This is a genomic window from Pseudarthrobacter sp. S3 (genome assembly GCF_050156905.1).
Lineage (GTDB): Bacteria > Actinomycetota > Actinomycetes > Actinomycetales > Micrococcaceae > Arthrobacter.
Genome location: NZ_CP189583.1, coordinates 1,222,930 through 1,249,461, shown reverse-complemented (window position 1 = coordinate 1,249,461; position 26,532 = coordinate 1,222,930). Strand labels below are relative to the sequence as shown.

General features: G+C 64.9%; 27 protein-coding genes. 13 read left to right on the top strand and 14 right to left on the bottom strand.

The window, feature by feature from the left end; genetic code table 11:
* The first annotated feature begins 147 nt into the window (after nucleotides 1–147).
* Entirely contained in the window at nucleotides 148–516 is a 369-nt protein-coding gene (locus ACQCSV_RS06030; RefSeq protein WP_426939329.1) for a Gfo/Idh/MocA family protein, read from the top strand.
* Nucleotides 517–853: 337 nt separating this feature from the next.
* On the opposite strand, the gene ACQCSV_RS06025 is transcribed toward ACQCSV_RS06030, so the two are convergent.
* From ACQCSV_RS06025 to ACQCSV_RS06015, 3 genes are all read right to left on the bottom strand, one after another.
* On the bottom strand, nucleotides 854–2,254 hold the full coding sequence (locus ACQCSV_RS06025; protein ID WP_354154025.1) for an NAD(P)/FAD-dependent oxidoreductase: 1,401 nt from the start codon (nucleotides 2,252–2,254) through the stop codon (nucleotides 854–856).
* Nucleotides 2,255–2,379: 125 nt separating this feature from the next.
* Entirely contained in the window at nucleotides 2,380–3,282 is a 903-nt protein-coding gene (locus ACQCSV_RS06020) for an IS982 family transposase (RefSeq protein ID WP_426938844.1), read from the bottom strand.
* A gap of 71 nt (nucleotides 3,283–3,353) precedes the next feature.
* Nucleotides 3,354–3,734: a cupin domain-containing protein gene (locus ACQCSV_RS06015; protein WP_354154026.1), complete on the bottom strand. Its 381-nt coding sequence runs from the start codon at nucleotides 3,732–3,734 to the stop codon at nucleotides 3,354–3,356.
* Between the two features lie 484 nt (nucleotides 3,735–4,218).
* On the opposite strand from ACQCSV_RS06015, the gene ACQCSV_RS06010 reads away from it, so the two are divergent.
* From ACQCSV_RS06010 to ACQCSV_RS06000, 3 genes are all read left to right on the top strand, one after another.
* Nucleotides 4,219–4,626: a cupin domain-containing protein gene (locus tag ACQCSV_RS06010; RefSeq protein WP_426939328.1), complete on the top strand. Its 408-nt coding sequence runs from the start codon at nucleotides 4,219–4,221 to the stop codon at nucleotides 4,624–4,626.
* A gap of 429 nt (nucleotides 4,627–5,055) precedes the next feature.
* Nucleotides 5,056–6,552, top strand: coding sequence for an APC family permease (locus ACQCSV_RS06005; RefSeq protein ID WP_426939327.1), 1,497 nt, complete (start codon nucleotides 5,056–5,058; stop codon nucleotides 6,550–6,552).
* Between the two features lie 137 nt (nucleotides 6,553–6,689).
* Nucleotides 6,690–6,974, top strand: a complete 285-nt coding sequence (locus ACQCSV_RS06000) for a hypothetical protein (RefSeq protein ID WP_354154028.1) — start codon at nucleotides 6,690–6,692, stop codon at nucleotides 6,972–6,974.
* A gap of 39 nt (nucleotides 6,975–7,013) precedes the next feature.
* Here the strand turns inward: ACQCSV_RS06000 and ACQCSV_RS05995 are convergent, their stop codons facing one another.
* From ACQCSV_RS05995 to ACQCSV_RS05945, 11 genes are all read right to left on the bottom strand, one after another.
* Nucleotides 7,014–8,066: an alpha/beta fold hydrolase gene (locus ACQCSV_RS05995; RefSeq protein WP_426939326.1), complete on the bottom strand. Its 1,053-nt coding sequence runs from the start codon at nucleotides 8,064–8,066 to the stop codon at nucleotides 7,014–7,016.
* A complete protein-coding gene (locus ACQCSV_RS05990) occupies nucleotides 8,053–8,916 on the bottom strand; it encodes a 3-hydroxybutyryl-CoA dehydrogenase (protein ID WP_354166526.1) in 864 nt (287 codons plus the stop codon). Before ACQCSV_RS05990 ends, ACQCSV_RS05995 begins: the two co-directional genes overlap by 14 nt.
* Nucleotides 8,913–9,668 carry an enoyl-CoA hydratase/isomerase family protein gene (locus ACQCSV_RS05985; protein ID WP_354224339.1) on the bottom strand — a complete coding sequence of 252 codons (756 nt, stop codon included), beginning with the start codon at nucleotides 9,666–9,668 and terminating at the stop codon, nucleotides 8,913–8,915. Before ACQCSV_RS05985 ends, ACQCSV_RS05990 begins: the two co-directional genes overlap by 4 nt.
* A 35-nt stretch (nucleotides 9,669–9,703) precedes the next feature.
* A complete protein-coding gene (locus tag ACQCSV_RS05980; protein ID WP_219729685.1) occupies nucleotides 9,704–10,864 on the bottom strand; it encodes an acyl-CoA dehydrogenase family protein in 1,161 nt (386 codons plus the stop codon).
* 62 nt (nucleotides 10,865–10,926) lie between these two features.
* Nucleotides 10,927–13,008 (bottom strand): acetate--CoA ligase family protein, encoded by a 2,082-nt coding sequence (locus tag ACQCSV_RS05975; RefSeq protein WP_354224337.1) that lies wholly within the window; start codon nucleotides 13,006–13,008, stop codon nucleotides 10,927–10,929.
* Entirely contained in the window at nucleotides 13,005–13,823 is an 819-nt protein-coding gene (locus tag ACQCSV_RS05970; RefSeq protein WP_282330981.1) for an SDR family NAD(P)-dependent oxidoreductase, read from the bottom strand. Before ACQCSV_RS05970 ends, ACQCSV_RS05975 begins: the two co-directional genes overlap by 4 nt.
* Nucleotides 13,820–15,604: an ABC transporter ATP-binding protein gene (locus ACQCSV_RS05965; protein WP_354224335.1), complete on the bottom strand. Its 1,785-nt coding sequence runs from the start codon at nucleotides 15,602–15,604 to the stop codon at nucleotides 13,820–13,822. The genes ACQCSV_RS05970 and ACQCSV_RS05965 overlap by 4 nt, the downstream gene beginning before the upstream one ends.
* Entirely contained in the window at nucleotides 15,601–16,209 is a 609-nt protein-coding gene (locus ACQCSV_RS05960; RefSeq protein ID WP_426939325.1) for an ABC transporter permease, read from the bottom strand. Before ACQCSV_RS05960 ends, ACQCSV_RS05965 begins: the two co-directional genes overlap by 4 nt.
* Nucleotides 16,209–16,499 (bottom strand): hypothetical protein, encoded by a 291-nt coding sequence (locus tag ACQCSV_RS05955; RefSeq protein ID WP_426939324.1) that lies wholly within the window; start codon nucleotides 16,497–16,499, stop codon nucleotides 16,209–16,211. The genes ACQCSV_RS05960 and ACQCSV_RS05955 overlap by 1 nt, the downstream gene beginning before the upstream one ends.
* Nucleotides 16,496–17,446, bottom strand: a complete 951-nt coding sequence (locus ACQCSV_RS05950; protein WP_185262824.1) for an ABC transporter permease — start codon at nucleotides 17,444–17,446, stop codon at nucleotides 16,496–16,498. The genes ACQCSV_RS05955 and ACQCSV_RS05950 overlap by 4 nt, the downstream gene beginning before the upstream one ends.
* A gap of 20 nt (nucleotides 17,447–17,466) precedes the next feature.
* Nucleotides 17,467–19,035: an ABC transporter substrate-binding protein gene (locus ACQCSV_RS05945; protein ID WP_354224331.1), complete on the bottom strand. Its 1,569-nt coding sequence runs from the start codon at nucleotides 19,033–19,035 to the stop codon at nucleotides 17,467–17,469.
* 296 nt (nucleotides 19,036–19,331) lie between these two features.
* On the opposite strand from ACQCSV_RS05945, the gene ACQCSV_RS05940 reads away from it, so the two are divergent.
* The 9 genes from ACQCSV_RS05940 (at nucleotide 19,332) to ACQCSV_RS05900 (ending at nucleotide 26,531) form a co-directional block, all read left to right on the top strand.
* A complete protein-coding gene (locus ACQCSV_RS05940) occupies nucleotides 19,332–19,949 on the top strand; it encodes a TetR/AcrR family transcriptional regulator (protein WP_354224329.1) in 618 nt (205 codons plus the stop codon).
* Nucleotides 19,950–19,960: 11 nt separating this feature from the next.
* Nucleotides 19,961–20,581 carry a CoA pyrophosphatase gene (locus ACQCSV_RS05935; protein ID WP_354224327.1) on the top strand — a complete coding sequence of 207 codons (621 nt, stop codon included), beginning with the start codon at nucleotides 19,961–19,963 and terminating at the stop codon, nucleotides 20,579–20,581.
* A gap of 114 nt (nucleotides 20,582–20,695) precedes the next feature.
* Nucleotides 20,696–21,028, top strand: coding sequence for a CBU_0592 family membrane protein (locus ACQCSV_RS05930; protein WP_282330974.1), 333 nt, complete (start codon nucleotides 20,696–20,698; stop codon nucleotides 21,026–21,028).
* Nucleotides 21,029–21,156: 128 nt separating this feature from the next.
* Nucleotides 21,157–21,507 carry an NADH-quinone oxidoreductase subunit A gene (locus tag ACQCSV_RS05925; protein WP_426939323.1) on the top strand — a complete coding sequence of 117 codons (351 nt, stop codon included), beginning with the start codon at nucleotides 21,157–21,159 and terminating at the stop codon, nucleotides 21,505–21,507.
* Entirely contained in the window at nucleotides 21,498–22,643 is a 1,146-nt protein-coding gene (locus ACQCSV_RS05920; RefSeq protein ID WP_354224323.1) for a hypothetical protein, read from the top strand. The genes ACQCSV_RS05925 and ACQCSV_RS05920 overlap by 10 nt, the downstream gene beginning before the upstream one ends.
* Nucleotides 22,640–23,578 carry a complex I subunit 1 family protein gene (locus ACQCSV_RS05915; RefSeq protein ID WP_354224321.1) on the top strand — a complete coding sequence of 313 codons (939 nt, stop codon included), beginning with the start codon at nucleotides 22,640–22,642 and terminating at the stop codon, nucleotides 23,576–23,578. The genes ACQCSV_RS05920 and ACQCSV_RS05915 overlap by 4 nt, the downstream gene beginning before the upstream one ends.
* A 3-nt stretch (nucleotides 23,579–23,581) precedes the next feature.
* Nucleotides 23,582–24,184 carry an NADH-quinone oxidoreductase subunit J gene (locus ACQCSV_RS05910; protein WP_426939322.1) on the top strand — a complete coding sequence of 201 codons (603 nt, stop codon included), beginning with the start codon at nucleotides 23,582–23,584 and terminating at the stop codon, nucleotides 24,182–24,184.
* Nucleotides 24,181–24,483 (top strand): NADH-quinone oxidoreductase subunit NuoK, encoded by a 303-nt coding sequence (locus ACQCSV_RS05905; protein WP_426939321.1) that lies wholly within the window; start codon nucleotides 24,181–24,183, stop codon nucleotides 24,481–24,483. Before ACQCSV_RS05910 ends, ACQCSV_RS05905 begins: the two co-directional genes overlap by 4 nt.
* A complete protein-coding gene (locus ACQCSV_RS05900) occupies nucleotides 24,480–26,531 on the top strand; it encodes a proton-conducting transporter membrane subunit (RefSeq protein WP_426939320.1) in 2,052 nt (683 codons plus the stop codon). Before ACQCSV_RS05905 ends, ACQCSV_RS05900 begins: the two co-directional genes overlap by 4 nt.
* The last annotated feature ends 1 nt before the right edge of the window (nucleotide 26,532 follow it).

Here is a 26,532-nt window from a genome sequence, read left to right as displayed (position 1 = left end):
AAGGGCGGCTCACGGAAACAGGGCATCCGGTAACGAGAGACGCGTTGTTGATGGGGCATCTTTGATGAGTTCATTTGACGCCTCGAGAAGCATCGGCGATGCCGTAGGTCGCTTCCCGCACCTAGGAAAAGGCCGACGAAAACCGGGATGAAAGTCTTAGAAGGCTTTATGTACCGTTTCCACCCACGTTTCGAAAAGCTGCAGGAGTTGCTTGGAGCCAACGCGGTGGGCACGTTGACCTTTGTCCACGTTGGGCACTCCTTTGATGCGGGCGGGGACGACAACATCCGCTGGTATGCAGGGCTCGGCGGCGGCGCACTTTTCGATGCTGGGTGCTACTGCGTCAACATGAGCCGGATGGTCACGGGGCAGGAGCCGGCTCATGTCGCCGCCTTTGGCAACTATCGCGACGCCAACGACGACGGTCGAATCGACACCAGCATTGCGGGCATGCTCCGCCTTCCCGGCGGCGGAAACCACTTCGTCCGGATGGGAGAACACTTCGCGGCAGCGTAAGAACATGTTGCCCAGTTGCACTTCGCAGGCGGGATAAATCTTCGCTGCCAGCGGGCTGACGGCGGCATTGCGTGTTGCCCACAGAATGAGTTCGATCTCAGCAAGTAGGCTTGCCTGCTCTTTAGCCAGGCCTCGGCGGCCTTGTCCATGAGCTCGTCTTTATCGCTGAAGCAATAATGAGCCGTAGCCAACGGAGCATTAGCCTCCTTGGCAATGGCCCGCATGGAGCACCCCTTGCACCTGGCGTTGAAGGAATGGATTTTGGTACCGCAGGAGACCGTACCCTGGCTGTCGATGCAACAGCCAGGATACGGTCCGGAGCGCGAATATCCTGTAGCTACCTCGCGGCAAGGATGTCATCTACAGCGGCAGGTGAGCCGGTGTCCACATCCTGCGAAGGCCCTTCCAAATACCGCTTCATGGAGTCATCCATGGCGTTGAGCCAGCGGGTGTGGTGCTTGGTTGCCATGGTGCCGGTGACCACGGAGCGATGGACCATGTCGCGGTACCCCAGGATGTCCGTTTCCTTGTGGTGCATCCAGTCTTTGAACAACTGGGAAACAGCATCCAGATCGAAGGGCGGGTAATCCGTGGCATCGATGAGTTCCCGCAGGTAGTCCGTCTGGAAATCGGCCTCCGCGTCGTGATCAGGCAGCGCGGCCTGGCGCGCGAGCCAGAGCTGGATGTCCGCCTCGCGCTCGGCAATGGACGCTAGGTCAATCGCTCCTGTCATGACGTCGCGGGCAAACCACGCTTGCGCGTCAAACATGTTGAAGGTGTAGTACTGGTCCTGCGCGCCAAGGTAGAACAGGTTGGTGTTTTGCTGCCACACCACGCCTTTGTAAAGGTTGCCCGGGTACAGCACGTTTGGCGACTTCAGCGATAGCTCGCTGGGCAGGAACGGGTACTTGTGCTGGTATCCGGTGCCAAGTACAACGGCGTCAAAGTCATCCTGGGTGCCGTCGCTAAAGTGTGCGGTGCTGCCTTGGAAGTGGGTGACGAGTGGGCGCTCAAACGTGTTCTCCGGCCAGTGATAGCCCATGGGGGCTGTCCGGTAGCTGATGGTGATGGATGCGGCGCCCATTTTGTGGGCCTGCATGCCAATGTCCTCGGCGGAATAGCTGCTGCCGATCATGAGCAGGTTTTTTCCGTAAAAGCGCTCGGCTCCGCGGAAGTCGTGGGCGTGCAGAACCTCGCCCGGAAAGGATTTGATGCCTTTGAACTCGGGGACGGAGGGGACGGAAAAGTGTCCGGTGGCGACCACGAGCTTGTCGAACACGTGGGTTTCGGTGAGGTTGGTTTTGAGGTCTTCAACCGTCAGCGTGAATTCCTGCGTTGCCTCGTTGTAGCTGGTGTGGCGGGCGACGGTGTTGAACTTGACGTACTTGCGGACGTCGGACTTTTCCACCCGGCCCTTGATGTAGTCGAAGAGAACCTCGCGGGGCGGGAAAGAGGAAATGGGGCGGCCAAAGTGCTCGTCAAAGGAGTAGTCCGAGAACTCGAGGCATTCCTTGGGCCCATTGGACCATAGATGGCGGTACATGCTGGAGTGCACCGGCTCGCCGTGAGCGTCCAGGCCGATCCGCCAGCTGTTGTTCCACTGCCCGCCCCAGTCGTCCTGCTTCTCAAAGCAGAGGATCTCGGGGATGGGGGCGCCTTTTTGGCGTGCCGATTCAAACGCCCGCAGTTGGGCCAGGCCGCTGGGGCCGGCACCGATGATTCCGACTCGAAGTGTCATGCTGCTTTCCTCTTCCAAATTTTCAGGGGCCGCTGGTGTGCGGCGTTGTGAGTTGGGTTGCGCATCAAGCCAGCAACGATGTGAACGCGCTGGATGGTCCCCTAGATGATTAATTCCGATTGGATTTAGTGGTCGTAGGCGATCAGGGAGCGTTTGCGGGGTGCTCCGGTTAGCCAGTTGTGCCAGATTCCGGCGGCGAGGGCCAGGAGCCGGGCGGCGACGCGTGCGTAGACGCCTTCGGTGGTTCGGCCGCCGTGTTGTTCGAGGGTGAGTTGGCCTTTGAGGGTGTCGAAGACGGATTCGATCCATTGCCGGATGCCGCCGAGTTTGCCGAAGCGTGGCTTTTCGTCCTTGCGGTCGGGTCTGATGAGGTGGGCGCCGAGGTCTTCGGTGATGAACCGTTCGAAGTCTTTGCCGGCGAAGCCTTTGTCTCCGAGGATGACTTGGCCGGCGCGGACGAGGTGGTGGTCTTTTTCCAGCAGGGCCTGGGTGACTTCGCGTTCCCCGATTTTCGGGTTCGCCAGACCCCAGATGACAGGCATGCCGTCCGGGGTGCTGATGAGGTAGAGCCGGAAGCCCCAGAAGTAGCGGGAATGGGAAGCGCAGTAGCCATAACCGGCGTGACCGGAGAGATCGCTGCGTTTGACGGTTTCCCGTGACATCCCGCAGGGCAGCGGGGTGGAATCGACCAGGCGGAGCACGTCATGCCAGGACGGAGTGTCCTTGGCCAAGGCTGTGATAGTCGCGGAGATCAGAGTCCCGGCGGCCCGGAGCCGTTTGTTGTAGCCGGGCTGCTGAGGAATGGAGGGGAACATGCCGGTCAGGTGCGTCCGGGCGTACCGGATCCACCTGGTTTCGGAGGAGTACCCCAGCAGTTGCTGGGCCACTGCCAGGCACAGCAGTTCTGCATCCGACAGGCTGGGCTTGCGCCCAGGCCGGCGGTCGCGTGACACGCCAAGATCCGGCAGGACACGGTCGGTAAGAAGGACATAGAGTGTGGTCAGGAGAGTGTTCAATTCGGGGTTCACATACTGGGTTTAACACTCTCCGCCTGACTTTAAAAGCCTCCACACCGACCAAGCCAATCGGAATTACTCATCTAGGGTGCGAAGGTGCGGTCGCCGGCGAAGAACCCCAGGCCGTACTCCGGGGTCTCGAACTTGACGGTGGTGCCTTTGGGGAAGAACAGCACATCGCGTTCCCTGGCGTGGGTGACTTCTCCTGTCGTCTGGTCCGTGAGGATGAACTCACCCTTGATGACCACCTTCATCTCGTCATAGGTGTACGTGTACACCAATGGTTCGGAAGCCTCCAGCTCGAAGAAGCCGGCGCACATGACAGAGCCGGCGGGGTTGTGGAGGGCGTCACCGATCGCGGCGTCCGTCCCCGGCTCGTTCATCGAGGGCAGCCCGATGAAGCCGTTTTCTACCTTGTGGATGGATCCGGCCTTGCTGAGTGTTCCTACGAGGGTGGTTTCCATGGTCTCTCCTGTGAATTGGGTGAAGAGTTCTTCAGAACTCTTCATTTAGGGCATAAATAGCCATAGGGGACAGCGCTTTTGGCGCATAAGGGACTGCATTGAAGGTCACCCCTGAAACCGGGTTATGGCTCCGTGAGGAATGGTCGCAAATCCGACATTCTTGATTCTCAACGGACCGGTTGAGCTCCTCCTCGAGCTATTCCGATGTGAAGTGAATCACGTTTCGTCATCCACCGACCTTTACATGAACACCCGTACGAGTCAATCGTTCAGGAAAGATTTCTGCGAGATTCTTTTTGTGAACCGGCGCTCGGATCCTCGACCGAGAATAGTTCCCTCTTCCTGCTCCTGAACTCTTGACTAGAACGATCGTCAATGTCAGAGTATTGAAAGTCCGTGATTCACATCACGTTGATGTAATTGATTTTTGCTTCACCGATATGTTCCGCAAATCAGAGTTCCAACTGAAGAACGGTGAAAGATTATGGCCACAGCCACCCAGCCCCCGGCACTGACGACGGGGGAACCGATCGACTTTTGGTCAGCGATGTCCATGCAGGTCATGAAGGATGAATGGCCGCGATTGCGCTGCAGATTTATAAACGCAGATCCCGTAGGACGTTGGGATGACTTCCGGCTCTCAGAATGGGAAATGGAAGCCTGCGGATGGGAAGACTTTCACCCTCACAGCGAAACGAACTTCGTTGTGGAGGGCGAGCTCTACATCGAGTCTGAGGGCAAGACTGTCGTCCTCAGACCCGGCGACTCGGCGCGGGTAAATCCCGGACAACTTGGCCGATACTGGGCACCCACGTACGCCCGTATGGTTACCGTCTATGGCCCCAACCCCGAGGGCGCGGAGTCGCATTCCTTCCGGTACTACGAAATCTGAGCTTTAGACGCCACCGTGGACGACGCAATCGACTACGAAGCGATATGGCCGTTCAAGCCTTGACATAGATGCCGCAGAGTTCCGCCCAATCACAACGATAAGTGCTTCTGCATTTCTGCAAATCAAACGCCGTTGAACGGCAGGCAGCATCTTATGTCGCCCCTACAGACCCTCGGAATCCCTTTCTGCCTCTGGGTTGGGCGGAAATTTGCGCGCCGTAATTCATTCTCGCTCATGGTAATACATGCAACTGCAGATCGCGGTTGCAGGTCTAGCCGAGCCTAAAAGTTTGAAGATACAAACGCATGGCTTGTCCCATTGCGCACGCATGCATTTTCATCTACACATCGTGAAAGCTGCGCGAATGGCATGAACCCGGTTATTTAACCTAAAAGATCAGACGACGTGAAGCCGTCTAAGGAGACTGTTATGAGTAAAAGTATTTCGGACGGTGTTGGCCATCTGGAAAGATCGATCAACTGGAAACAGGGCTTGGCCATAGCATTGGGGGTCCCCTTGTTGATTCTGCCGTCCCTGGGCTACCTGCCGATGTATATGGCTGCCGCAGCAATCCTGGTTTGGGGGTTGTCGGTCATCCAGGGTTTCATACAGAACGCTGCCTACGCTGAAATGGCTACAACCTTTCCCAAGGCCTCTGGTCTGCCAGGTTTCGCGCAGCATGTTTTTCGCACCGAGAACTTCAAAGGCAAGTACGACAAGGGCAAACTGATCGGCGGCTTCTCCGCATGGAGCTACTGGTTTGCCTGGAACCCGGTCCTGGCGATCTTCGCCATCCTGGTGGGCGGTTACCTGCACGGGCTCTTTCCGGTTCTGGCCGAGACATTTACCGAGTATCAGCTCGCGTTGATCTCCGGTCTGGTGATCTTTACCGGATTGTTCATCGTTAACTGGTTCGGCCTCAAGGACGGCGCCATCCTGGGCTACATCCTGGCGGCGGTTTCCCTGATACCGCTGGTTATCCTCACCGTGGCGCCTTTTGCTACCGGACACGTCGACTTTGCCAATATCACCGGCAACTGGTGGCCGGCTGACTGGGCCTGGGACATGCACCACATCCTCATCCTTTTTGGCATCTTTGCGATTGCACAGTGGAGTGCCTGTGGCTGGGAAACGGCAGCCATCTACGCCCCTGAATACAAAAACCCTTCCAAAGATGTCCCGAAAGCGCTGTTTTCCTGCGGCATCATCTGCTTCCTCTCGTACGTACTGGTGCAGGCTTCAGTAATCGGCGTGCTCGGTGTTGAAGGTGTGATGGCGGAGCCTGTATCGCCCCTGATTCCAGTTGCCCAGGCAGTCTTTGGCGAGTCCGGCTCAATCGTCACCATCATCATGCTGATCGCCGCGATGATCCTGATCATCCAGACGGCTTACCTGGGTTCGTCCCGGGCATTGCACTCCATGACGACGGAAGGAAACCTTCCCAAGGTCTTTGGCAAAACGAATCGCCACGGAACTCCCTTTATTGCCTTGCTCGTCACCGCGGCCTTTAACTTGGTCCTGATCTCCATGGGCTCCCTCTCCGCAATTCTCGCGGCCGCCGCCATTGGCTACACCTGCGCCAACGGCATCAGTCTGTTCGCCTATGTCAGAGCCAGGAAACACCCCGCCTTCGCTAGCCTGGAAAGGCCCTTCAAAGCACCCAAGGGCTGGAAAAACGTCGCCATGATCTTTGGCCTGTTCAACCTGCCCCTGTGTCTGGTCGGTGTGGTCTACCTGAACAGCCAGGAGATTGGCTGGACTTCAACTTGGCTCGGCTTCCTCGTTCTGGCGCTCTATATACCCATTTGGTTCTACTCCCAGCGCGAATCGGGGCGCTGGGACAACGGAGCATCCGCTGCCAACTCGTCGGACAATGATTCGGAAAACAATGCCGAGGACCTGGAACAGGTTCCAACTTCCAGATGATACCGAGGGTGCAGGACGGGCCGCCGTCGTCGTAGCGGATTACGACGACGGTACTCCCGTGGCGTGGGAAGTGGCAGAAGATGCGAACATGCGCACGGTGGTAGCCCGCGGCGTAGAGCAGGCCGCGTTCAACACCCTTGCCGCCGTCGCCTCCCTCGGCCTCGGCATTTCGGCCGTGGGTCCCGCCCCTCTACGGTGCCGACCGGCCCCTCCCCCTCGACACCGAACCCCGGCAGCTCGCATTCATCCCGGTCGCCGCGGGTTTGCTCCTCGCGGCGGTCATCGCCATCTGGCGGGCGCCGAAGGGGAAATCCAGCCGGATCTGGATCTTCGGAGTCATCGGCATCTTCGGAGTCATCGACATCATCATGATTCTGCTGGCTCTTCTGGTCGCGGCAGGACTGCTGGCGCCCTCCAGCTGACCCTGCCGGGTAAATTGTCCTGGCGTGGCGTCCGCGGCGCTATCGCTGAAGCGTCGGACCCAGGAAGGGCTCAGGCGGCGCGTCCGTGGGCCTTTGCCAGGCGGCGATGCCAAGAATGCCACCCGCTGCGAGGAATTCTGCTTCCTCCTCGGGCACGATGAGCTGCGTCCGCCCGCCGCGGCTGGCCACGATGCGCCCACCGAGGAACTTCACATCGGCCAGGATCTGGTCCCAGTGGCGGTACTGCACATCGTGGCCCTCGCCCGCGTAGACCCGTTCCACCATTGCGGTCCCGGCAAGGGCAGCTGTCCAGCGCCCCATCTGTTCCAGCGGGACCAGCTCGTCTGCACTCCCCCAATACAGGAACGCCGGGGCCTGGACCGAGGTCAGGTCCCGAAGCGGCTCGGATTCGTACAGGCGAAAGGCCTGGCTCAGCCCGTCGGGCGGAACGTCGCGCCCCTTCGCGAAGAGTCCCCGTGTGGCTTCCTCGATCACCGAGTCAACGAAACCGGGAATGGAGTGGATAGAACTGTCGGCCGGGAACCTCCACCAGGCCACCGGGTCCGCAGCAACAGCGTCCGCCTCCATCAGCGCGTCCGCGCGCTCGGGCCTCTCAGCGAAGGCGCAAGCCAGATGCAGGGACCGGACCTGCGCCGGGCGCGCCGCGATGATCGCGGCGGCGTAGGGTCCGCCACCGGAAATCGCTAGGACGGAGACTTGCCCGATGCCCAAGGTGTCCAGCAGAGACCACACGTCCGCGGCGTACTCATCCAATCCGACGGCGGGATCGAACACGCTCTGCCCCAGCCCATTGCGCTCTACAGACACCACTCGGATCCCCAATTCGCGCCGGAAGGACCGGGCGAACTCCAGGAGCCTGAAGGCCCTGACCGTTGTTCCTGCGCCGCCGAGGAAAAGCAGCGGGACAGCCCAGGCGCCGCCGTCGTCGATGTAGTTCACCGTGCGGCCGGACCCCACAACTTTGGAGCACACCACAGGGCCCATCGGATCGAAGCCGGTGTTCCGGACCTGGAACGCTTCACTGGCGTCCCTCACGGCCTTCGCGGATGTTGCTCCCTCACCCGTAGTCATAGAAACCGCGCCCGCTCTTGCGGCCCAGCATGCCTGCCTCCACCATGCGCAGGAGCAGCGGCGGCGGGGCGTAGTGCGGTTCCTTGAATTCCTCGTACAGTGCAGCGGCCACGTGCAGCGTCGTGTCCAGCCCCACCAGGTCCGTCAGTTTCAGGGGACCCATTGGATGTGCGCAGCCGGCCACCATGCCGGTATCAATGTCCGCAGCGCTGGCATGGCCTGCCTCCACCATGCGGATGGCGGACAGCAGGTAGGGGATCAGGAGGGCATTGACCACGAACCCTGCCCGGTCCTTGGCCACAATGACTTCCTTGCCGAGACCTGCCGCGAAAGCGCTGGCCCGCGCCAGGGTCCTGCTGCTTGTTTGCAGGCCGGTGACCAGTTCCACCAGGGACTGGACGGGTGCCGGGTTGAAAAAGTGCACTCCCAGGACGTTTTCCGGCCGCCGGGTTGCCGCGGCGATGCGGCCGATGGGCATGGAGGAGGTGTTGGAGGCCAGGATCGTCTCGGGATCCTGGATGACGGCGTCGATGCGCCGGAACGCGTCGAGTTTGAGGTCCATGATTTCCGGGACGGCCTCGATGACCAGGCGGCGGTCCGCGAACGCCTCGATGTCGGTGCCAAAGCTGATCCGGGCCAGCGCCTCGTCCCTGTCCGCGGCGTCCAGACGGCCGGAGGCCACCGCCTTGTCCATGGACGCCGTGAGGCGCTTGCGCCCGGCGGCCACGGCGGCGTCGTTGGCTTCAACAACCACAACGCCGGCACCGGCCCGGGCGCAGACCTCCGCGATGCCTGAACCCATGAGGCCGCACCCGAGCACCCCTACCCGCTCAAATTCGCCCACGCTCATTCGGGATCCCCTGCGGGGCGGTTGAGCGCGGCGTAGGCGAGCTGTTCGATGAGCATCGACGCCGAGGCCGAAGACTCCACGGCGGCGTCGATGGCCGCTTTGGTCCAGGCCACTGCCATGGCCGGCTGACCGGCCAGGAACTCAGCCCGCGCAAGGGCGACGGTCAGCGCATCTCCCGCTGGCGCCACTTCACGCACCAGGCCCAGGCGGTAAGCCTCGGCCGCCGGGAACCGCTCGCCGAACAGGATGATCTCCCGGGCAATGGCCGGGCCGGCCGCACGGACCAGGCGGGTCAGCCCGCCGGAGCTCGGCAGGATCCCGAGCCCCACCTCAGGCAGGCCGAAGCTGGCGGTCTGGTCCGCGATCCGGATGTCACAGGCCAGGGCAAGCTCGAAGCCGGCGCCAAGACAGTAGCCCGACACCGCGGCTACGGTGGGCTGCGGCAACCGGGAGACGACCTCATACAGCGATCCGCTGCCACGGTAGTAGGCCGCTATCCTCTGCGGGGTCATCTCCGGCAGCTCGGACGTATCAGCACCGGCCGAAAAGGCCCGGTCCGATCCCGCGAAGACGATCGCCGAAGCACCCGCCACTTCCGGCGACTGCAGGGCGTCCAGCAAAGCCTGCTCCAGGGCGGTGGACAGGGCATTGAGTTTGCCGGGACGGTTGAGCTGCACCACCGCCACTTTGCCCTGGCGCCGGACTTTGACGAGGGGTTCAGGCCCGGAATCCTGGGCTGCAGGGCCGGTCACGGCTGAGTGCGGTCCTGCAGTTTGTGGCTGTGACGTCACCGCGCCACCGCGCCGGCGTAGCCCAGCAGCCCCTCGGCGCCTCGTTTGTTGATTTCGTTGCCGATGATGACCGTCTGGATTTCCGAGGTGCCTTCCCAGATGCGGTCCACGCGGAGCTCTCGCCACAGGCGTTCCACCGGGTTTTCCCGCATGTAGCCGCGGCCCCCGAAGATCTGCAGGGCGTTGTCAACGCAGCGGTTGGAAGCCTCGGAGGCGCCCAGCTTGATGACGGCGGCCTTGGCGTTGAGGAGCTTGCGGTCCATTCCCTGGTCCGCTTCCCACGCCACCTGATACGTCAGGACACGGTTGGTCATGATGTCCACGGTGTTCTTGGCGAGCATGTTCTGGATGAGCTGGAATTCCAGGATGGGCTTGCCGAACTGCACACGGGATTTCGCGAACTCGGCTGCGAGCAAGGTAGCCCGTTCAGCGGCGCCGATGGTGCGGGCGGCAATCATGAGGCGTTCCTCCACGAACCAGTCTCGCGTCAGTTCGTAGCCCTGGCCGATCTCGCCCAGGATCTTGTCTGCCCCCACGCGCACGTCCTCAAAAAGGAACTCGGGGTGCTCGTAGACGAAGGTGTGCGTGTAGCGCGGAGTGCGGGTGACGGAGACACCCGGTAGGTCCTTGTCCACCAGGAACATGGTGGGGGCACCCTCCACGCTGGCGAGCACCAGGATGAAGTCCGCTGCATCCCCCACGGTTACGAAGAGCTTTTCACCGTTGATGATGTAGTGCTCGCCATCCTTGACCGCGGTGGTCTGGATGTTCTGCGGGTCCGAGCCGGCCTCCGGCTCGGTGATGGCCACGGCGTCGCGGCGCTCACCGCGGATCTCGGGGAGCAGGTATTCCTCGCGCTGGGCCGGGGTGCAAGCCTTCAGCGCGTTGGCCGGACGCCACAGCGTGTCCCACAGTGCTCCGGTCAGTTTTCCCACTTCTTCGGAGACGATCGCGTGCTCCAGCACGCTGAGCCCTGCGCCGCCCCACTCGGCCGGCATGTTGATGGCGGCGAGCCCGTGGTTGATGACCAGTTGCCTGACCTTGGCGTGCTGATCAGCCGTGAGCCCGTTATTCATTTCACAGTCGAGCTCGTACTGGTACATCTCGTTTGTCCAGGCGATTGCACGCTGCTTGATTTCGATCTGGCGGGAAGTCATGCGAAAGTCCACGGGTCCTCTTTCTTGAGTATGTTGGTGCTGCTTGGTTTTTGGCGGAACGGTCAGTCGAGTACGATCCGGGCATCCAGCGCGATGGCGCCGGCGGGCGTGGCGGCCACCGGGTTGCATTCGATTTCAGCGATCTCCGGGTGGGCGGCGGCTACCGTCGAAAGCCGGGCGACGATGTCCGCCGCCGCGTCGATATCCACCGGCGCCCGTCCCCGGGCTCCTGTCAGGAGCGCCGCGCCGCGCAGCGACAGCAGCATGTCCTTGGCCTGAGCGGCGGTCACCGGGCCGAGGGCGCAGCGCACGTCACCGAGGATTTCGGCGAAGACCCCGCCCAAGCCCACCAGCACCAGCGGCCCGAAGCGCGGATCGCGCCGGACCCCCACCAGCAGTTCCACCGCTCCGGCGAGGTCCGCCATCTCTTCGATGGAGCACGACGGCGGCGCGAGCCTTGCGTCGACGTCCCGCCAGGCCGCGAGCAGGGCAGCCTCGTCGGCAATGTTGAGGATGACGCCGCCGCGGTCGGATTTGTGTTCGTCCCCAAGGGCCTTGAGGACAAGCGGGTAGCGCAGTGTGGCCGCCGCGGCCAGGAGCTGGGCCTCGCCGGACACCTCGGCTGCCCCTACGAAGGGAATACCGGCGTCGGCCAGGAGCTGGCGTGAGGCGTAGTAGCCCGTATCTTCCACGGGCTTCGCCGGAAGTGGCAGGGCAGGAATTCCGGTGGCCGGTTCGGTGCGGCGGCGTGCGAGCCGTCCGAGGACCCATGCGGTCTCCTCAATGCCGCGGTAGACGGGGATGCCCCCGTCGCGGAGGGCGGAGGCCGCCGCTGACTGCCAGTTCATCGTCTGGACGAGTACCGTGCCGCCGACCGCGGCCGTCTCCGCGGCCATCCGTTGGGCGGTCTCTATTTCACGTGCCGCGAGTTCGGGCCCGTAGCTTCCGTATCCGCCGAAGTAGCCGCTCATGAGGGTGGCATCGACGTCGTCGCTGGCCATCAGGTGACCCAGGACCCGTTGAAAGCACATGATGTCCTGCTCACCGCCGCCGGCGACGTCCACCGGATTACTGACCGCCGCGGTCGGCGGCAGTTCCGCTGCGATAGCCGACTGCAGAGCGGCGCCGAACTCGACCACGTCGAGGCCCTGTTCGGCTGCGTTGTCGCTGGCTACGGATGCCTGCCCGCCGCCGTCGGCAAATACGGCGGTGCGGGCGCCGGAGGGTACCCGGCTGCGGACGAGGGCCTGGAGCAGATGCGCCATCTGGGCAGGCGAGGAGACCTGTTCGATCCCGGAGGCTCGGCAGGCAGCCTCAACGACAATCCCGGAGGACACCATGGCGCCCGTGTGGGACTTCGCGTTGCGGACCGAGGCATCCGTGGCTCCGACGGTCAGCAGGACAACCGGTTTGCCGGCCTCGGCGGCGCGCTGGGCTGCTCGGGCGAAACGGCGGCCGTCGCGGAAATCCTCGCAGTACACGGCGATGGCCGCGGTGCCCTCATGCTTCACGAAGGCGTCGATCAGGTCTGCGGCGTCGAGGTCCGCCTGATTGCCCAGCGACGCGAAACGGGAAACGCCCAGCCCATGGTCCACCAGGAGGGTGGCCAGTTCCAGGGCCAGGTTTCCGCTCTGGGAGATGACGCCGATGTTGCCGACCGGGAACTCGTTGGAGGCGAGCATCAGCGAGCTGCTGTGATCCAGCACTCCCAGACAGTTAGGACCCAGGAGCCGGGCGCCTGCGGCACGGATTTTGGCCGTGATGCGCTCCTGCAGCAGCAGGCCATCTCCCCCGGCCTCGCCCAGGCCCGCGCTGATTCCCACGATGGCCTTGGCGCCTCCGGCCAGGGCGTCGTCCACGGCATCCTCGAATCCGGCTGCCGGAACGGCGATGACCGCCAGTTCGACGGGGCTGCCGATCGAAGCGACACTGGGGACGGCGGTGCGGCCCAGCACTGTGGACCTGGTCCGGTTCACCAAATGGACCGGGATGCCGCCTTTGAGCGCCTGGACGGCGATCCAGTTTCCGTATTTGCGGGTGTCATCGCTGGCACCGATGATGGCCACGGCGTTGGGGGCGAACAGCGCGGCAAGGTCGCAGGCCTCGGCGGCGGGGAGGACCGGCAGGTCCATGGTTGAGGTCATGAGAGCTCCTTTGCGGGGACGGGACGGCCTGAGCCCCAGGCGTCCGCCCCGCCGTCGATGGTGATGGTGGTTCCGGTGATGTAGCGCGCAGCGTCGGTGGCCAGGAATGTAATAACGTCTGCCACGTCTTCCGGACGGCCAAGACGTCCAAGCGGGACTCCCTGTTCCCATTCGGAACGTGCCTCGGCGGAGTACTGCTCCAGGCCTTCGCTCAGGATGCTGCCCGGGGCCACGGCCACCGAGCGGATGCCAAACCGGCTCCACTCCAGCGCCAGCCCGGAGGCGAGATTCTCGACGGCGGCACGTGCGGCCGTCGCATGGACCATGCCCGGGATACCGCGCCGGGGCGAGAAAGCCATAAAGACCAGCAGGCCCGAGCGGTTGGGAATCATGGTCCGCGTGGCCACTTCGCGGGTGAGGTTCCAGACAGAATCCACCGAGAGCCGGTGCACGGCGCGCCAGCCGTTGAGCGAGATGTCCTCCGCCGGGGACTGGAACTGGCCTCCTGCGTTGTTGACCAGGACATCGATCCGGCCGAAGGCGGCGAGCGCGGCGTCCACAAGTTCGGTGGCGTGCTCCGGCTCGCGGATATCACCTGCGACGGCGATGGCCTCGCTGCCGGACCGGCGGACCAGCTCGGCGGTTTCCTTGAGGAGGACCTCCCGCCTGCCGGCGAGCACGAGTTTCGCGCCGCACCCGGCCATGGCGAGGGCCGTGGCCCGGCCGATGCCGGTGCCGCCGCCGGTGATCAGGACAACCTGTCCTGCCAGTGCTTCTGGGTGGAAGCTGGGTCCGGGTACCGGTGCCCCGTTCACGGGGTGCTCAGACGGTCGGGAAGCTGGAAGTTGGGCGTCGCGGTGAGCAGGGATTGTGTGTAGTGATGCTGGGGGTCTGCGAACACGCGTTCCACCTCTCCGAATTCGACGATCCGGCCGCGCTCAAGGACGGCCACCTGCTGCGCGATGTTGCGCACCAGGGCAATGTTGTGGGTGATAAAGACCAGGGTGAGCCCCATTTCGGCCTGCAGCCCGCGCAGCAGGTCCACCAGCGTGGACTGCACCGACACGTCCAGGGCCGAGGTTATTTCGTCGCAGATGAGGACCTCGGGTTCGGTGGCCAGGGAGCGGGCGATCGCCACGCGCTGGCGTTCCCCGCCGCTAAGCTGGTCCGGATAGCGTCTGGCGTGGTCCGGCCGCAGCGATGCACGTTCCAGAGCCGTGGCCACGATCTCGCGGGCATTGCTGACCTTGCCGCGTACGGCGGTGACGGGCTGGAGAATCAGTTCCTCCACCGTTCGCCGCGGGTTCAGTGACTCGTAGGGGTTCTGGAAGATGTATTGGACGCGGCGTCGCTGATCCTTGGTGCGCTTGAAGCTGCTCGGTGCCAGGGTGCTGTTGTCCAGTGAGATGTCGCCGGTGTAGTTATGATGCAACCCTGCGATGCACCGGCTCAAGGTGGTCTTCCCGGATCCGGATTCTCCCAGCAGCGCCAGGCATTCTCCGGCATACGCCTGCAGGTTTATGCCTTCCAGGACAGTTTTGCTGCCGTAGCCGGCGGTCAGCCCCTCGATCTTTATCACCGGTTTCCGTCCGGCGGCCGGGGCCGACGAAATGGATGGGTTCCGGAGCTGCAGAGGCGGTAGGGGCTGCTCGGATTTGAAGCACCGCACAGTGTGCCGGGGACCAACCTCGGTGGCAGCGGGGGCAACCGTGCCGCAGCCGGCGTCCGCGAGCGGGCAGCGTGGCGCGAAGGCGCAGCCTTGCGGCCGGGCCAGCGGTGATGGGGCGTGGCCGGGAATACCGATCATGGGGCGCTTGGCTAGGAGATCAGGTACCGCCAGCAGCAGGCGCCGGGTGTATGGGTGCCGTGAATTGGACAATACCTCCGCTGCGCCGCCGATTTCCACGATACGGCCTGAGTACATCACGGCAATCCGGTCAGCAAGCTCGGCAACTACGGCCATGTCGTGGCTGATGTAGACCGCGGCGCAATCATAGGTCCTGCACATGGAGCGTACCGTGGCCAGCACATGGGCCTGGGTACTGACGTCCAGACCGGTCGTGGGTTCGTCCATCACAATCAGGGCCGGCCGCGCGGTGAATGCCATGGCGATGGCCACCCGCTGCTGCTGGCCGCCGGAAAGCTGGTGCGGGTATCGCGCCAGGAAGGCATCGTCGTCGGGCAATGCCACCTCCCGCAGCACCTGCCGGACCCGTTCCAGCACCTGGGCCGCGGGGCCTGAAAGGCATTCCTTCAGCTGGGTGCTGATGCGAAGGGCGGGGTTCAGCGCCGACGCCGGCGACTGCGGGATGTAGGCAACGGTGCGCCCACGGAGCTGACGCACCTGCCGCCAGTTCAATCCGGCCAACTGCTGGCCGGCGACGCTCACCTTGCCACCGCCGAGCCGGGTGCCTTCCTTGCAGTAATTCAGCAGGGCCAGCCCAAGTGTGGTCTTACCGGATCCCGATTCTCCCACCACCCCCAATATCTCGCCGGGACGGACTTCAAGGGAGAGTTCCTCGACGATGGCGGCCATCGACGGGATGCCGATGATTTTCAGATCCTCCACTTCCAGGGTGGGCGCGGCGGTGCTCATACCGTGACTCCTTTGTCGCTGCCAATGGATGCCTTGGCGAGGCCATCGGTCACCAGGTTGGTGCCGACTGTCAGGAGGGCGATCGCGATCACGGGTAATGCAACGGACCACGGGGAAATTGTCAGGGCAATCCGGTTTTCATTGATCATCAGGCCCCAGTCCGCGGCGGGCGGCTGCATTCCGAGTCCCAGGAAGCTCAGACCTGCAACCAGCCCGATCGAGTACGTCAGGCGCAGACCGAATTCCACCGCCAGTGTGCTGCTGATGTTGGGGACTATTTCGCCGATCATGATGCGCCAACGGGGAATTCCGACAGATTCGGCGGCCTTGACGAAGTCCCGCTCCACCACCGACAACGCGGCTCCCCGGACAACCCGGGCAACCCGGGGAAGGTGGCCGAAACCCACCATCAGTACCAGCAGCCACAGCTCCGGACCGATGATGGACAGGAACAGGAGAGCCAGCACAATTTGGGGAAATGCCAGTGCCACATCGCCGGCACGCATCAGCAATTCATCCAGCCAGCCCCGCCGGTACGCGGCCAGCACTCCCACCAGGGCGCCCAGGCCCACGCCGACGGCGGTGGCGATGATCGCGAGGATCATCAGGGTCTGCCCGCCGGCAAGGAAACGGGAAAGTACGTCCCGTCCAGGTTGTCGGTGCCGAACGGCCCGCCGGTACCAGCTGGTGAAAAGGGTGCCGCCACAAATTCCGTGGCGGAATGTGGTGCCAGGTAGGGGCCGAGGAATGCCACGGCCAGGACGGCCAGGGTCAGCACCAAGCCCACAACGGTGCGTTTGGACTGAAGTGCCCGCCGGAGGAGCCCCTGCTTCCGGGGGGTGCAGCCTGCCTGGGCGGAGTTGCCGGCCGGCCGGGTGCTCATGCCGATGCTCATGATGCCGTCCTTACTTTAGGGTTGGCGGCGAGGGTGACCACGTCTGCAAGAAGGTTCACCGCTACGTAGAAGATGGCGATGACGATCACCAGTGCCTGCACCACGGGCAGGTCCCTGTTGGTGACTGCGTCAATGAGCTGGAAGCCGACTCCCGGGAACCGGAAGAGGAACTCCACAATCACCACGCCGCCGATCAGCCAGGCGAGCTGCAGGGCGATCACCTGGGCTACCGGGCCGATGGCGTTCGGCAAGGCGTGGCGCAGGACCACGGTGCGCTCCGGCAGACCCTTGAGCCGGGCCTGCTGCACGTACTGGCTCTCCAGCACCTCGAGCATGGTGGCCCGCATGATGCGGATGATGTACGGGGACACGGCCAGCACCAGGGTCAGTACGGGCAGCACCAGCTGGGCCGGGTTGCTCCATACCTGTTCTCCGGGAACCAGGACAAACACAGCCGGGAAGAGGTGGAACACCCCGGTGGCCAGAAGCAGGACCAGCAGCACGCCCACCACGAATTCCGGCAGCGAGGCCAGCACCAGGGTGATGATGCCGGTGACGTGGTCCACGGCGGAGTCTTTCCGCAGCGCGGTCCACGTGCCGATGCCGATGGCGAGCGGGATCGCTATGACGGCCGCGCACAGCATCAATATGCTCGAGTTCAGGAGCATGGGTCCCACGGCCGACGCCACCGGAGTCCCCCCGGCCAGGGAGGTTCCGAGATTGAAACTAAGGAGCTGGCCGAGCCAGCCGAAGTACTGTTCCGGCAGCGAACCCCCAAGGTTGAGCTGCTCCCGGAGGGCGGCCAGCCGCTCCGGAGTTGCTTCGCGACCCAGGATGGCCTGGGCAGCGTCACCCGGCAGCGCCTGCGTTGCGAGGAAGACAACGAGCGACACCACCCAGAGGGTAAAGAGTCCGAACAGGGTGCGCCTGAACAGCAGCCGGCGCATGCCCCCTCCCTGCGCGGCCGTCACTTATTGAGCCAGGCGTTGCGGAACCCGAATGACGTCAGCGGTATGCCGCTCTTGTCCGGGGTCAGGCCCTGGACCGTGGCACTGTAGGCGTCCACGCTGTTCGGGAAACCCCAGATGATGTTGCCGCCGCGCTCAAATTCGATCTGCTGTGCTTTCTTGATGAGTCCGCAGCGCGTCTCGGAGTCGGTGGTGGCTTGTGCCCGGGTGACGAGCTCTGTCCATTCCTGGTCGGCCCAGTGCGTTTCGTTGTACGGCGACGTGGCGAAGCCCGAGTTCGATGCCTGCGAAAGGTAGTCGCGGGTGAACCAGAAGTCCTGGGCGAACGTCCACTGCAGGTACTGGTCGCCGTAGAACTCTCCCGGATCAACCTTCTTGACGTTGACGGTGACGCCGGCGGCCTTGGCTTGCTGTGCGAAGACCTGTGCTGCCTCCACGAGTCCCGCGGCCACTGGCGACGTGACCAGGTCAACGGTGAGGCTGCTCTTACCGGCCTCCGCCAAAAGCTGCTTGGCCTTCTCGATGTCCTGGGTCCGCTGCGGGGTGTCTGACGGATAGCACGGGTCCAGCGGTGAGTACATGTCGTTGCCAACGGTGCCGTGGCCGCCAAGGACCTGATCCACCATCTGCTGGCGGTCAATGATCAGGCGGAAGGCTTGCCGGACCTTGGGATCGTTGAACGGTTCCTGGTCCACGCGCATGGTGAACGGCAGCCAGGACCCGGTGGCCGATTCCAGGACCTTCATGGCCGGATTGGCCTTGACGACGTTAACCTGGCCGAGGGGAAGCTGGTCGATCGCGTCGACCTGGCCGCCCAGGAGAGCGTTGACGCGGGCGGTGTCGTCCGGGAAGTCGATGATGGTGACCTTGTCCACGAGCGGCTGCCCGGCCTGCCAGTAATGCGGGTTTTTCACAAACACGCTCTGCTGGCCCGCCGTGAAAGTTTCCATCATGAACGGCCCCGCGCCGATCGGTTTCTTGGGATCGTAATCGGCCGGCACAATACCGAGCGAGTATTGGGCCGCTGTGTCCGGGAAGGTCGAGTTGGGAGCGTTGAAGCTAAAGACGACGGTCTGGGAATCGGTGGCCTTCAAAGCATCTCGGTTGAGCGTGGACAGTGCCGAAGCTCCGCTCTGCGGGGAGGCAGGATCCGTGATGCGGCGAAATGTAAAGATGACGTCTTCTGCCGTCAGCGGCCTGCCGTCGCTGAACTTCAGCCCGTCCCGAAGGTGGACGGTCCAGGTGGTGGCATCCGCGGACGGCGTGATGGAGTCGGCGAGCGCCATCTGGATCTTGTGCTCGTTGTCGTAGCTGGCGAGCGTGTCATAGAGCTGGATGACACGCGCCTGGTCCGGATGGGTCACCGGGGCGTGGGCATCCAGGCTATCTTTGGCCGATCCACCCACGATGCCCACGCGCAGATTACCGCCGGGTTTGGGGTCAGACACGGAGTCTGCCCCGGCCTGGACCGCTGACGCTCCGGAAGAACATGCGGACAGAGCCATGAGCGAGCCCAGGGCCAAAGCGGTGATGAGGTGGGAACTCTTGTGACGTCGGTGGGCGGTCATGGTGTGCCTCCTGCGGCGATGAAGGAAGGATCGGGGACCTTGACGCGTTGACTGACGCGTCGGTCATTGACCCAAGCTTCGTGTCTCGGATCACAGTCTGTCAAGACTCAATCCACGTAAGGCCCTAAAAACGCCTATATTGCGGGAAATCTGACCCGGTCACAATCCGGCGCAAGTAGCTGGCGGACTGACCTGAGAACCAAAATTCGAGCGATAAAGTTGACTGGTGCGTCAGTTTTGCCGCTAAGCTATAGTCATCGGTACAAATGATGCGCCAGTCCGCGGAAGGAACTGCCATGACTGATTCGGGCGATGCCAAGGGATCCCAGGAACGCAGGAACGCCATTCTCGAAGCCGCGTGGCAGCTGATCGCTGAGCGTGGATACCATCACGTCCGGGTGCAGGACATAGCCAGGATCTGCGGCACCAGTACCGGCACCATCCATTACTACTTCCCCGGCAAGGACGATGTCCTGCGTGAAGCGCTGCGCTACTGCGTGGACCAGGCCTTCGACCGCCAGGGTGCGGTGCTGAGCCAGATTGATAACGCGCACAAGCGGCTGCTGGCGCTGATTGAACTCCAACTGCCCATTGGCACCCAAGTTCGCAACGAGTGGTCCATCTGGCTCCAGTTCTGGTCCGAAACCTGCCTTAACCCTTCACTCAGGCCTATCCACAACGACTTTTATGCCCGCTGGATGGACGCGGTGGTCAGCATCGTCCGCCGCGGCCAGCGCCAAGGTATCTTCCGCGACCTCGATCCCGTCGGATTCGCACGCCTGCTGACCTCCGCCACTGACGGTGCGGCCATCAAAATCCTCACCGGAGCCCCTGACATGTCCATTGATGGCATGCGGACCATGCTGGTAACCATCGTTGACAGGGAGCTCACCCTGTCCGCAAGCGTGGCCTGACCGTGGCGCAGGTGGCGGGGCCGAACAGCGAGCTTCGTTCCCTGTGGCGTTCCCGTCTGGAGCACCGGGCCCGCCATATTGCCGGCGAAGACCACCCGGGAGTGCGCCGTGCCGCTGTCGCCATCACCGTTTACGCAAGATCCGGCTCCCTGCACGTCCTCATCATTAAACGTGCAGCCAGGGGCTCCAACGCCGGGCAGTGGGCGCTGCCGGGCGGCCGCATGGATCCGGGCGAAGACCTCGTGGACACTGCGCTGCGCGAATTGCACGAGGAGACCGGGATCATGGCGTCGCGCACCGACGTGGTGGGTGTGCTGGACGATTTCCCGGCCAGCCGGGGCATAGTCATTACCCCTGTAATTGTCCTGCTTGATGAGCCGCAACGGCCCCGCCGGCATCCGGCCGAAGTGGCCTCGCTGCATCCGTTGCCACTCGAGGCGCTGACTGCCGACGGCGTCCCGAGATGGCACCCCCGGCCAGACGGTGGCCCGATCCTCCAGATGCCGCTGCGCCGGGGCATGGTCATCCACGCTCCAACAGGCGCCATCCTGTGGCAGTTCGCCGAAGTGGTGCTGAGGGGACGCGAGCTACGAGTGTCGGAGCTGGCCGAACCGGCTTTCACCGCACGATGACCCGGGTCCATTCCGGGGGCCCGACACCGCACTTGCGGTACACCGGACCGGTACACGGCCGCCGGCACCCCGCGGCACCGGTCACGCCGCCTCTGCAAAAAGGAGCTTAGTGCGATGGAATATCTGGCCGAAACCTCCGGCTGGTTCGGTGCGCTGGCCGTCCTCGCGGGCTACCTGCTCTTTTCCCTGGGCCGGATCCCCAACGGCAGGACGTATCAAAGCGCAAACCTGATAGGCGCCCTGGCCCTGCTCGTCAACGGCGCCTGGCATGGCGCGTGGCCTTCGGTGGCCACCAACATTGCCTGGTGCGCCATCGCCATCACTGCTCTGGTCCGGTTGCAGCGCATGCGCCACGCCGAGCCTCTGCCGCGTGAAGCCGCAGACCTCGGCGGCGACGAACTGGTGCCCCCGCCCGGGCCCGTCACCCTGGAGCAAGACGAGCGCTGAGGCCTAACAGGCTGTGGTGACGTGCTGATCGTCGTCCTCAAGCTTCACCCCGGCACGGAACGCCGATAAGGTAAGCAGACTGATAACCGCGAGCACCCGGCAGGGAGTTCCAGGGAGGAAGGAGACACATGTCGGCGTATCTGGGCCTGGCGATGTCCCTCCTCGTAGCAGTGGCCGGCGTGACCGGACTCTACGCCCTGCACCGCCTCAATGCAGTCGCTAACAACCCTTTGATCAGCAAGCCCTTCGCCAGCGGCTGGATCCCTGAGCAGCATGCGCTCTCCCGCTACCACGCCCGCTACTATCCGGTGACGCTGATTTTCCTCGCGTTCGACGTCGAGATGCTTTTTATGTACCCGTGGGCCGTGGTGGTTGCCCGGCTCGGGGCGTCCGCCGTGATTGAGATGTTTGTGTTCCTCAGCGTGCTGATGGCCGGTGTGCTGTGGGCCTGGCGGGAAGGTGCGTTCAAATGGGCTTGAACGGCGTCCTGGCGCGGGCCGCCGTGACCCGCTGCCACGTTTTCCTGGCGGAGGCCCTGGACGGTGCCGCGCCGCGGATGGCCGTGGAGCGGGAGCTGGCGCGCCGCGGGTGGGTGGAAGCCCTGTCCCCGGCCGACGCCGACATCCTCTGCGTCTGTGGCGAGGTCCCCGGCGGCCAGGCGGACGCTATCCACCGGCTCTGGGACCAGCTCCCCGGCCCCCGGGCGCGGGTGAGTGTCGAGCAAACGGACGACGCCGGCGCCCGCCTGGACGGTTGCGTCGCCGAACTGTTGGATACCGCCGGTCAACGCCGCCAGGAAGCGGAGCGTTGGGTGCAGCCGGACGACGACGATAGCGACGACGGCGGAATGGACCACTCCGGAATGGACGACGGCGGGATGGATCACTCCGGAATGGACCACGGGCAGATGGACCACGGGCAGATGGACATGCCCATGCCTGGCGGCATTCCGCTGGCCGGCGAAGGGACAGACCGGGACGGCCTGAACCTGGATGTCCTGAAGGTACCGCTCGGCCCCTACCTTCCACTCTGGCCCGCGGGACTGGTGCTGCACTGCGAGCTGCAGGGCGATGTCGTCTTCGGTTCCGCCATCGATTTTCCCTTCGGGGCGCCAGAGACCGGACCGGCGCCCGGCCCCGATGAGCGCGCATCTGTCATTCATCAGCTGGATCTGGCGTCGCGGCTGCTCCGCCTCGCCGGAGCCGCCGCCAGCGCCACCCGGACCCGCCTGATCCGCAATTCCGCCCTGGACGGCGCAGCACTGGACCAGTGCCGAACGGAGCTGCAGTCCGAGCTGGCCAGGATCCGGAAGAACTGGCTGCTGCGCCGCACCCTGCGCGGCATCGGCCACATCCCGGGCGGCTCAGGACTACCCGGCCTTGAGGGGACCGACGTCTGGGACAGGCTGGTGGGCATGTTCGAGACGGCAGCGGCCGGCACTGCAGCGGCCACCGGAACCAAGGCAGCTGCCCACACCACAGGACCACGCGGGGCCGGAGATCCGGCACAGAAACTCCCGGACCTCGTCCGTGGCCAGGAGCTCTCGGTGGTGCGCCTGATCGTTGCCAGCTTCGATCTGGCCCCCGCGGCGCGGGCCGCGGGGGTGTCCGGATGAACGGCTCCCTGGTGCACCAGCTCCCGGCCTGGGGTGCGGTGGCCGCACTCGCCCTGCTGGTGCTCGTGGCCTTGAGCGGGGCGGCCGCGGATGGGCTCGTGACGGCCCGGGCTGAGGGGCGCCGCGGCGGCGGCTTCGCACCGGTGGCGGAAACGGCCAGGCTGCTCCGGCAACGGCCGCGCGGCACGGTCGCGGCGGACACGCTGCTGCGCAGGGTCGGCGTCGTCGGTCTTCCGGTGGCCGCGGCGCTGAAGGTGGCCGTGCTGCCGGTGGGGGCGTGGGTGGTCTCGGACCTGTCCGTGGGGCTGGTCTGGTTCAACACGATGGACGTGATGGTCTGGGCGCTGGTGTGGCTGGCCGGCTGGGGCCCGAACAGCGTGCATTCGCTGGTGGGCGGGTACCGTTTCCTGGCGCTTGCACTGGCGTATGAGCTGCCGCTGATGTTCGCGTTGACGGCGCCGGCGGTCGCGGCGGGCAGCCTGCGGATGGGCGATATTGTTGCCGCCCAGGACGGGTTGTGGTTTGTGGTCTGGATGCCGGTCGCGTTCCTGGTTTTTTGCGCCGCGGTGCTGGCGTTTTCCCTGCAGCGGCCGTTCACCGCGCCGCTCTCCCCTGACATCGCCGGCGGTGTGCTGGCCGAGCTTTCCGGGGTGGAGCGGCTCCTGCTGCTGGCCGGGCGGTACTTGCTGCTGGCCGCCGGTTCCGGGTTCGGAGTGGCCTTGTTCCTGGGCGGCGGTGCCGGGCCGGTCCTGCCGGACTGGGCCTGGTTTCTGGCCAAGACGCTGGTGCTTTTCTGGCTGCTACTTACCGTCCGGCGCCGCGTGCCGGCGCTCCGGCCCGAACAGCTCATGGCGCCGGCGTGGATGGTCGGCTTGCCGCTGGTCCTGCTGCAGGTGCTCGTTGTCGCGGTGGCCGCCGTCGCTGGGAAAGGTTAAGCCGTGCTGAGTGCCGTTCTGTTCGTCGTCCTCGCTGTGGTGGCCATTGCCGCCGGCGTCATTGTCTTCCGGACTGACTCGATGGCGCGGGCCACGTACGCCCTCGCGGTGTCCTTCGTGTCCGTGGGGATTATGCTGTTGCAGTTCGAGCTGGAGTACATCGGCGTCATCACGATCCTGATGATGGTGATGGAAATGGCCATCATGGCGATCTTCATGGTCATGTTCATGGGCATGAATCCGGCGCTGATGCCGATGGACATGGTCCACAACAAAAAAGCCTCCGCCGGTATCGCGGCCGGCGTCTTCGCGCTGCTGACTGCCGGGATCCTGCTGGCGGACTGGCCGGCCCGGCGCGGCGTCCCGGCGGTTGACCTGACGGCATCCCTGGGTGAGGCGATCATGGGGCCCAAGATGCTGGTGATGCTGACCGTCAGCCCGGTGCTGTTCGCAACGCTGGTCTCCGCGCTGGTGCTCGCCAATCCCCGCGGCCGCTACGCACCGTCCCCGGTGGTTCCGGTTGAACCGGAGAACGACGACGGCGGCACTCACCAGGGCGGTGGCCATGACGGCCACCACCAGCACCCGGGCGGTGCCCACTCATGACCCTGGAAATCGTGTTGATCGCGGCCGCCGGGCTGTTCAGCGTGGGCCTCTTCGGTGCGCTGTCGCAGCAGGTGGTGGTCATGGTGATGATGGGCCTGGAGCTAATGATCAACGGCGTCATCCTCGCCGCCGCCGGGTTCTGGTGGTTCCTCGCCCCTGCGCCCGACGGCCAGGTCCTGCTGCTGGTGGTGATCGCGGCCATGACCGTTGAAATGGCGATGGGTTTCGCGGTGGCAACCCTGCTGCACCGTGCACGGAATACCGACATGACCGAGATGGCCTCGGAGCTCTCCGGATGAGCGTGCTGCTGCTGTGGCTGATCGTACTCCCGGCGGCAGCCGGGACGGTCCTGGCCACCGCCGGACGCCGGGCCGACCGTGCGGCGCCGGCCGTCGCCGTCGTCGTCGCCGTCCTGGTGCTCGCGTTGGCGGGCATGACCGCCGCCGCGTCCGCCGCCGCCGCGTCCGCCGCCGCCGCGTCCGCCGCGGCCGCCGGCCCCGCGCTTCAGGCGCCGTTTATGGCCGGGTCCGCGTTTGGCGTCGAGGCCGACGCGTTGAGTGCGGTGCTGCTCCCTGCGGTGGCCGGCGTCACCTTGCTGGTCCTGCTCTTTGCCTCCGCCGCCGGAACCACGAATCCGGCCAGGTTCCACGGCCTCATGCTGATCTTCACCGCGGCCGTGCTGATCACCCTGACCGCCACGACCCTGCCCACGCTGCTCTTCGCCTGGGAAATCATGGGCGCGGCCTCCTATGCTCTGATCGGCTTCCACTGGTCCGACCAGCACCGGATGTCCTCCGGGCTGACGGCGTTCCTCACCACCCGCACCGCGGACCTCGGGCTGTATCTCGCCGCCGGCGCGGCCCTGGCCGGTGCTGCCCAGACGGGGTCAGGCGCAGCCGGGTCAGGCGCAGCGGGGTCAGGCGCAGCCGGGTCAGGCATAGCCGCCGGAACCGGGTCCATGGCACTGGCCGGACTCGCCGGGCTGCCCGAGCCCTGGCGGGACATCGCCGCGGCCGGTCTCCTGGCCGCCGGGCTGGGCAAAGCCGCGCAGTTGCCGTTCAGCTTTTGGCTGTCCCGGGCCATGGACGGTCCCAGCGCGGTCAGCGCCCTGTTGCACTCGGCGGCCATGGTGGCGATGGGCGGCTACCTGCTGCTGCGGGTCGAGCCGCTGCTTGCTGCGACCGGGTGGGCGGCGGCTGCCGCGGCCTGGGCCGGCGCCGCCACCGCCGTCGTGCTTGGCGTGGTGGCCGTTGCCCAGACGGACCTGAAACAACTTCTGGCCGCCTCCACCGCGGCGCAGCTGGGCTATGTGGTGATGGCCGCCGGGGTTGGGAACGTTGCCGGTGGCGCGGCGCACCTGATGGCCCACGCTGCCACCAAGAGCGGGCTGTTCCTCGCCGCCGGGGCCTGGCTGGCCGCGCTCGGGACCAAGAAGCTCGCCGGGCTGCGCGGCGCGGGACGCCGCTGGCCGGTCCTTGGTGCCGCGTTTACCGTGGGCGCCCTGAGCCTGGCCGGGATTGCCCCGCTGTCCCTGTGGGCCACAAAAGACAACGTCCTCACCGCAGCCCTGGAGCATTCGGTGCCGCTGTACGTGGCGGGCCTGGCCGGCGCCGTCCTCGCCGCCGCCTACGCCGCCAAGGCCGTTGCCCTCGTCTGGAAGCCGGTGCTGCCGGAGACCTCCGCCCTATACGACGCCGAGCAACCCGGCAGCCGCCGGATCACCTCCGGGCAGACAGTCCCAGTGCTGATCCTCGCCGCGAGCGCGGCCGTGGCGGGACTGTTGGTGTTCGGCCCCGGCGGCAACGCGCTGCGGGATGCGCTCAGCCGCGGGACTCCGGGAGACGGTGTGGAGTCCGGGCCGCTGGAACTGGCCGTATCCGCCGCGCTGGCCCTCGCCGTCGTCGTCCTTGTTTGGCGTTTCTCCGCCCGGCTCCCCGCCCTGGGCGCCGCGAACGGGTGGCTGGGCATGGAAGCCGCGGCGCATGCCGTCGTCGTCCGCCCGGTCCTGGCCGCCGCGCAGCACCTGGCCCGTTTTGACGATGCCGTCCTGGACCGCGGCGTCGAGCGGGCCGCCGTCTTCGCGCTGCGGGCCGCCGGGGGTGCCGCAGCCGCGGACGCCGTCCTGGACCGGGGCGTGGAGGCGAGCGCCACCGCGACGTCGCGGGCGGCAGGCGGCTCGGCGATCGTCGATACGAAAATCGACGACGGCGTCGAGACCCTCGCCCTCGTGGTCCGGCGCGCCGGTTCCGCCGCCCCGCGTCCGCAGACCGGCCAAGTCCATCATTACTACGTCCAGGCGGCCCTGGTCCTGGTGGCCGCCGCCGTCCTCCTGATCCTCGTGAGGTGAG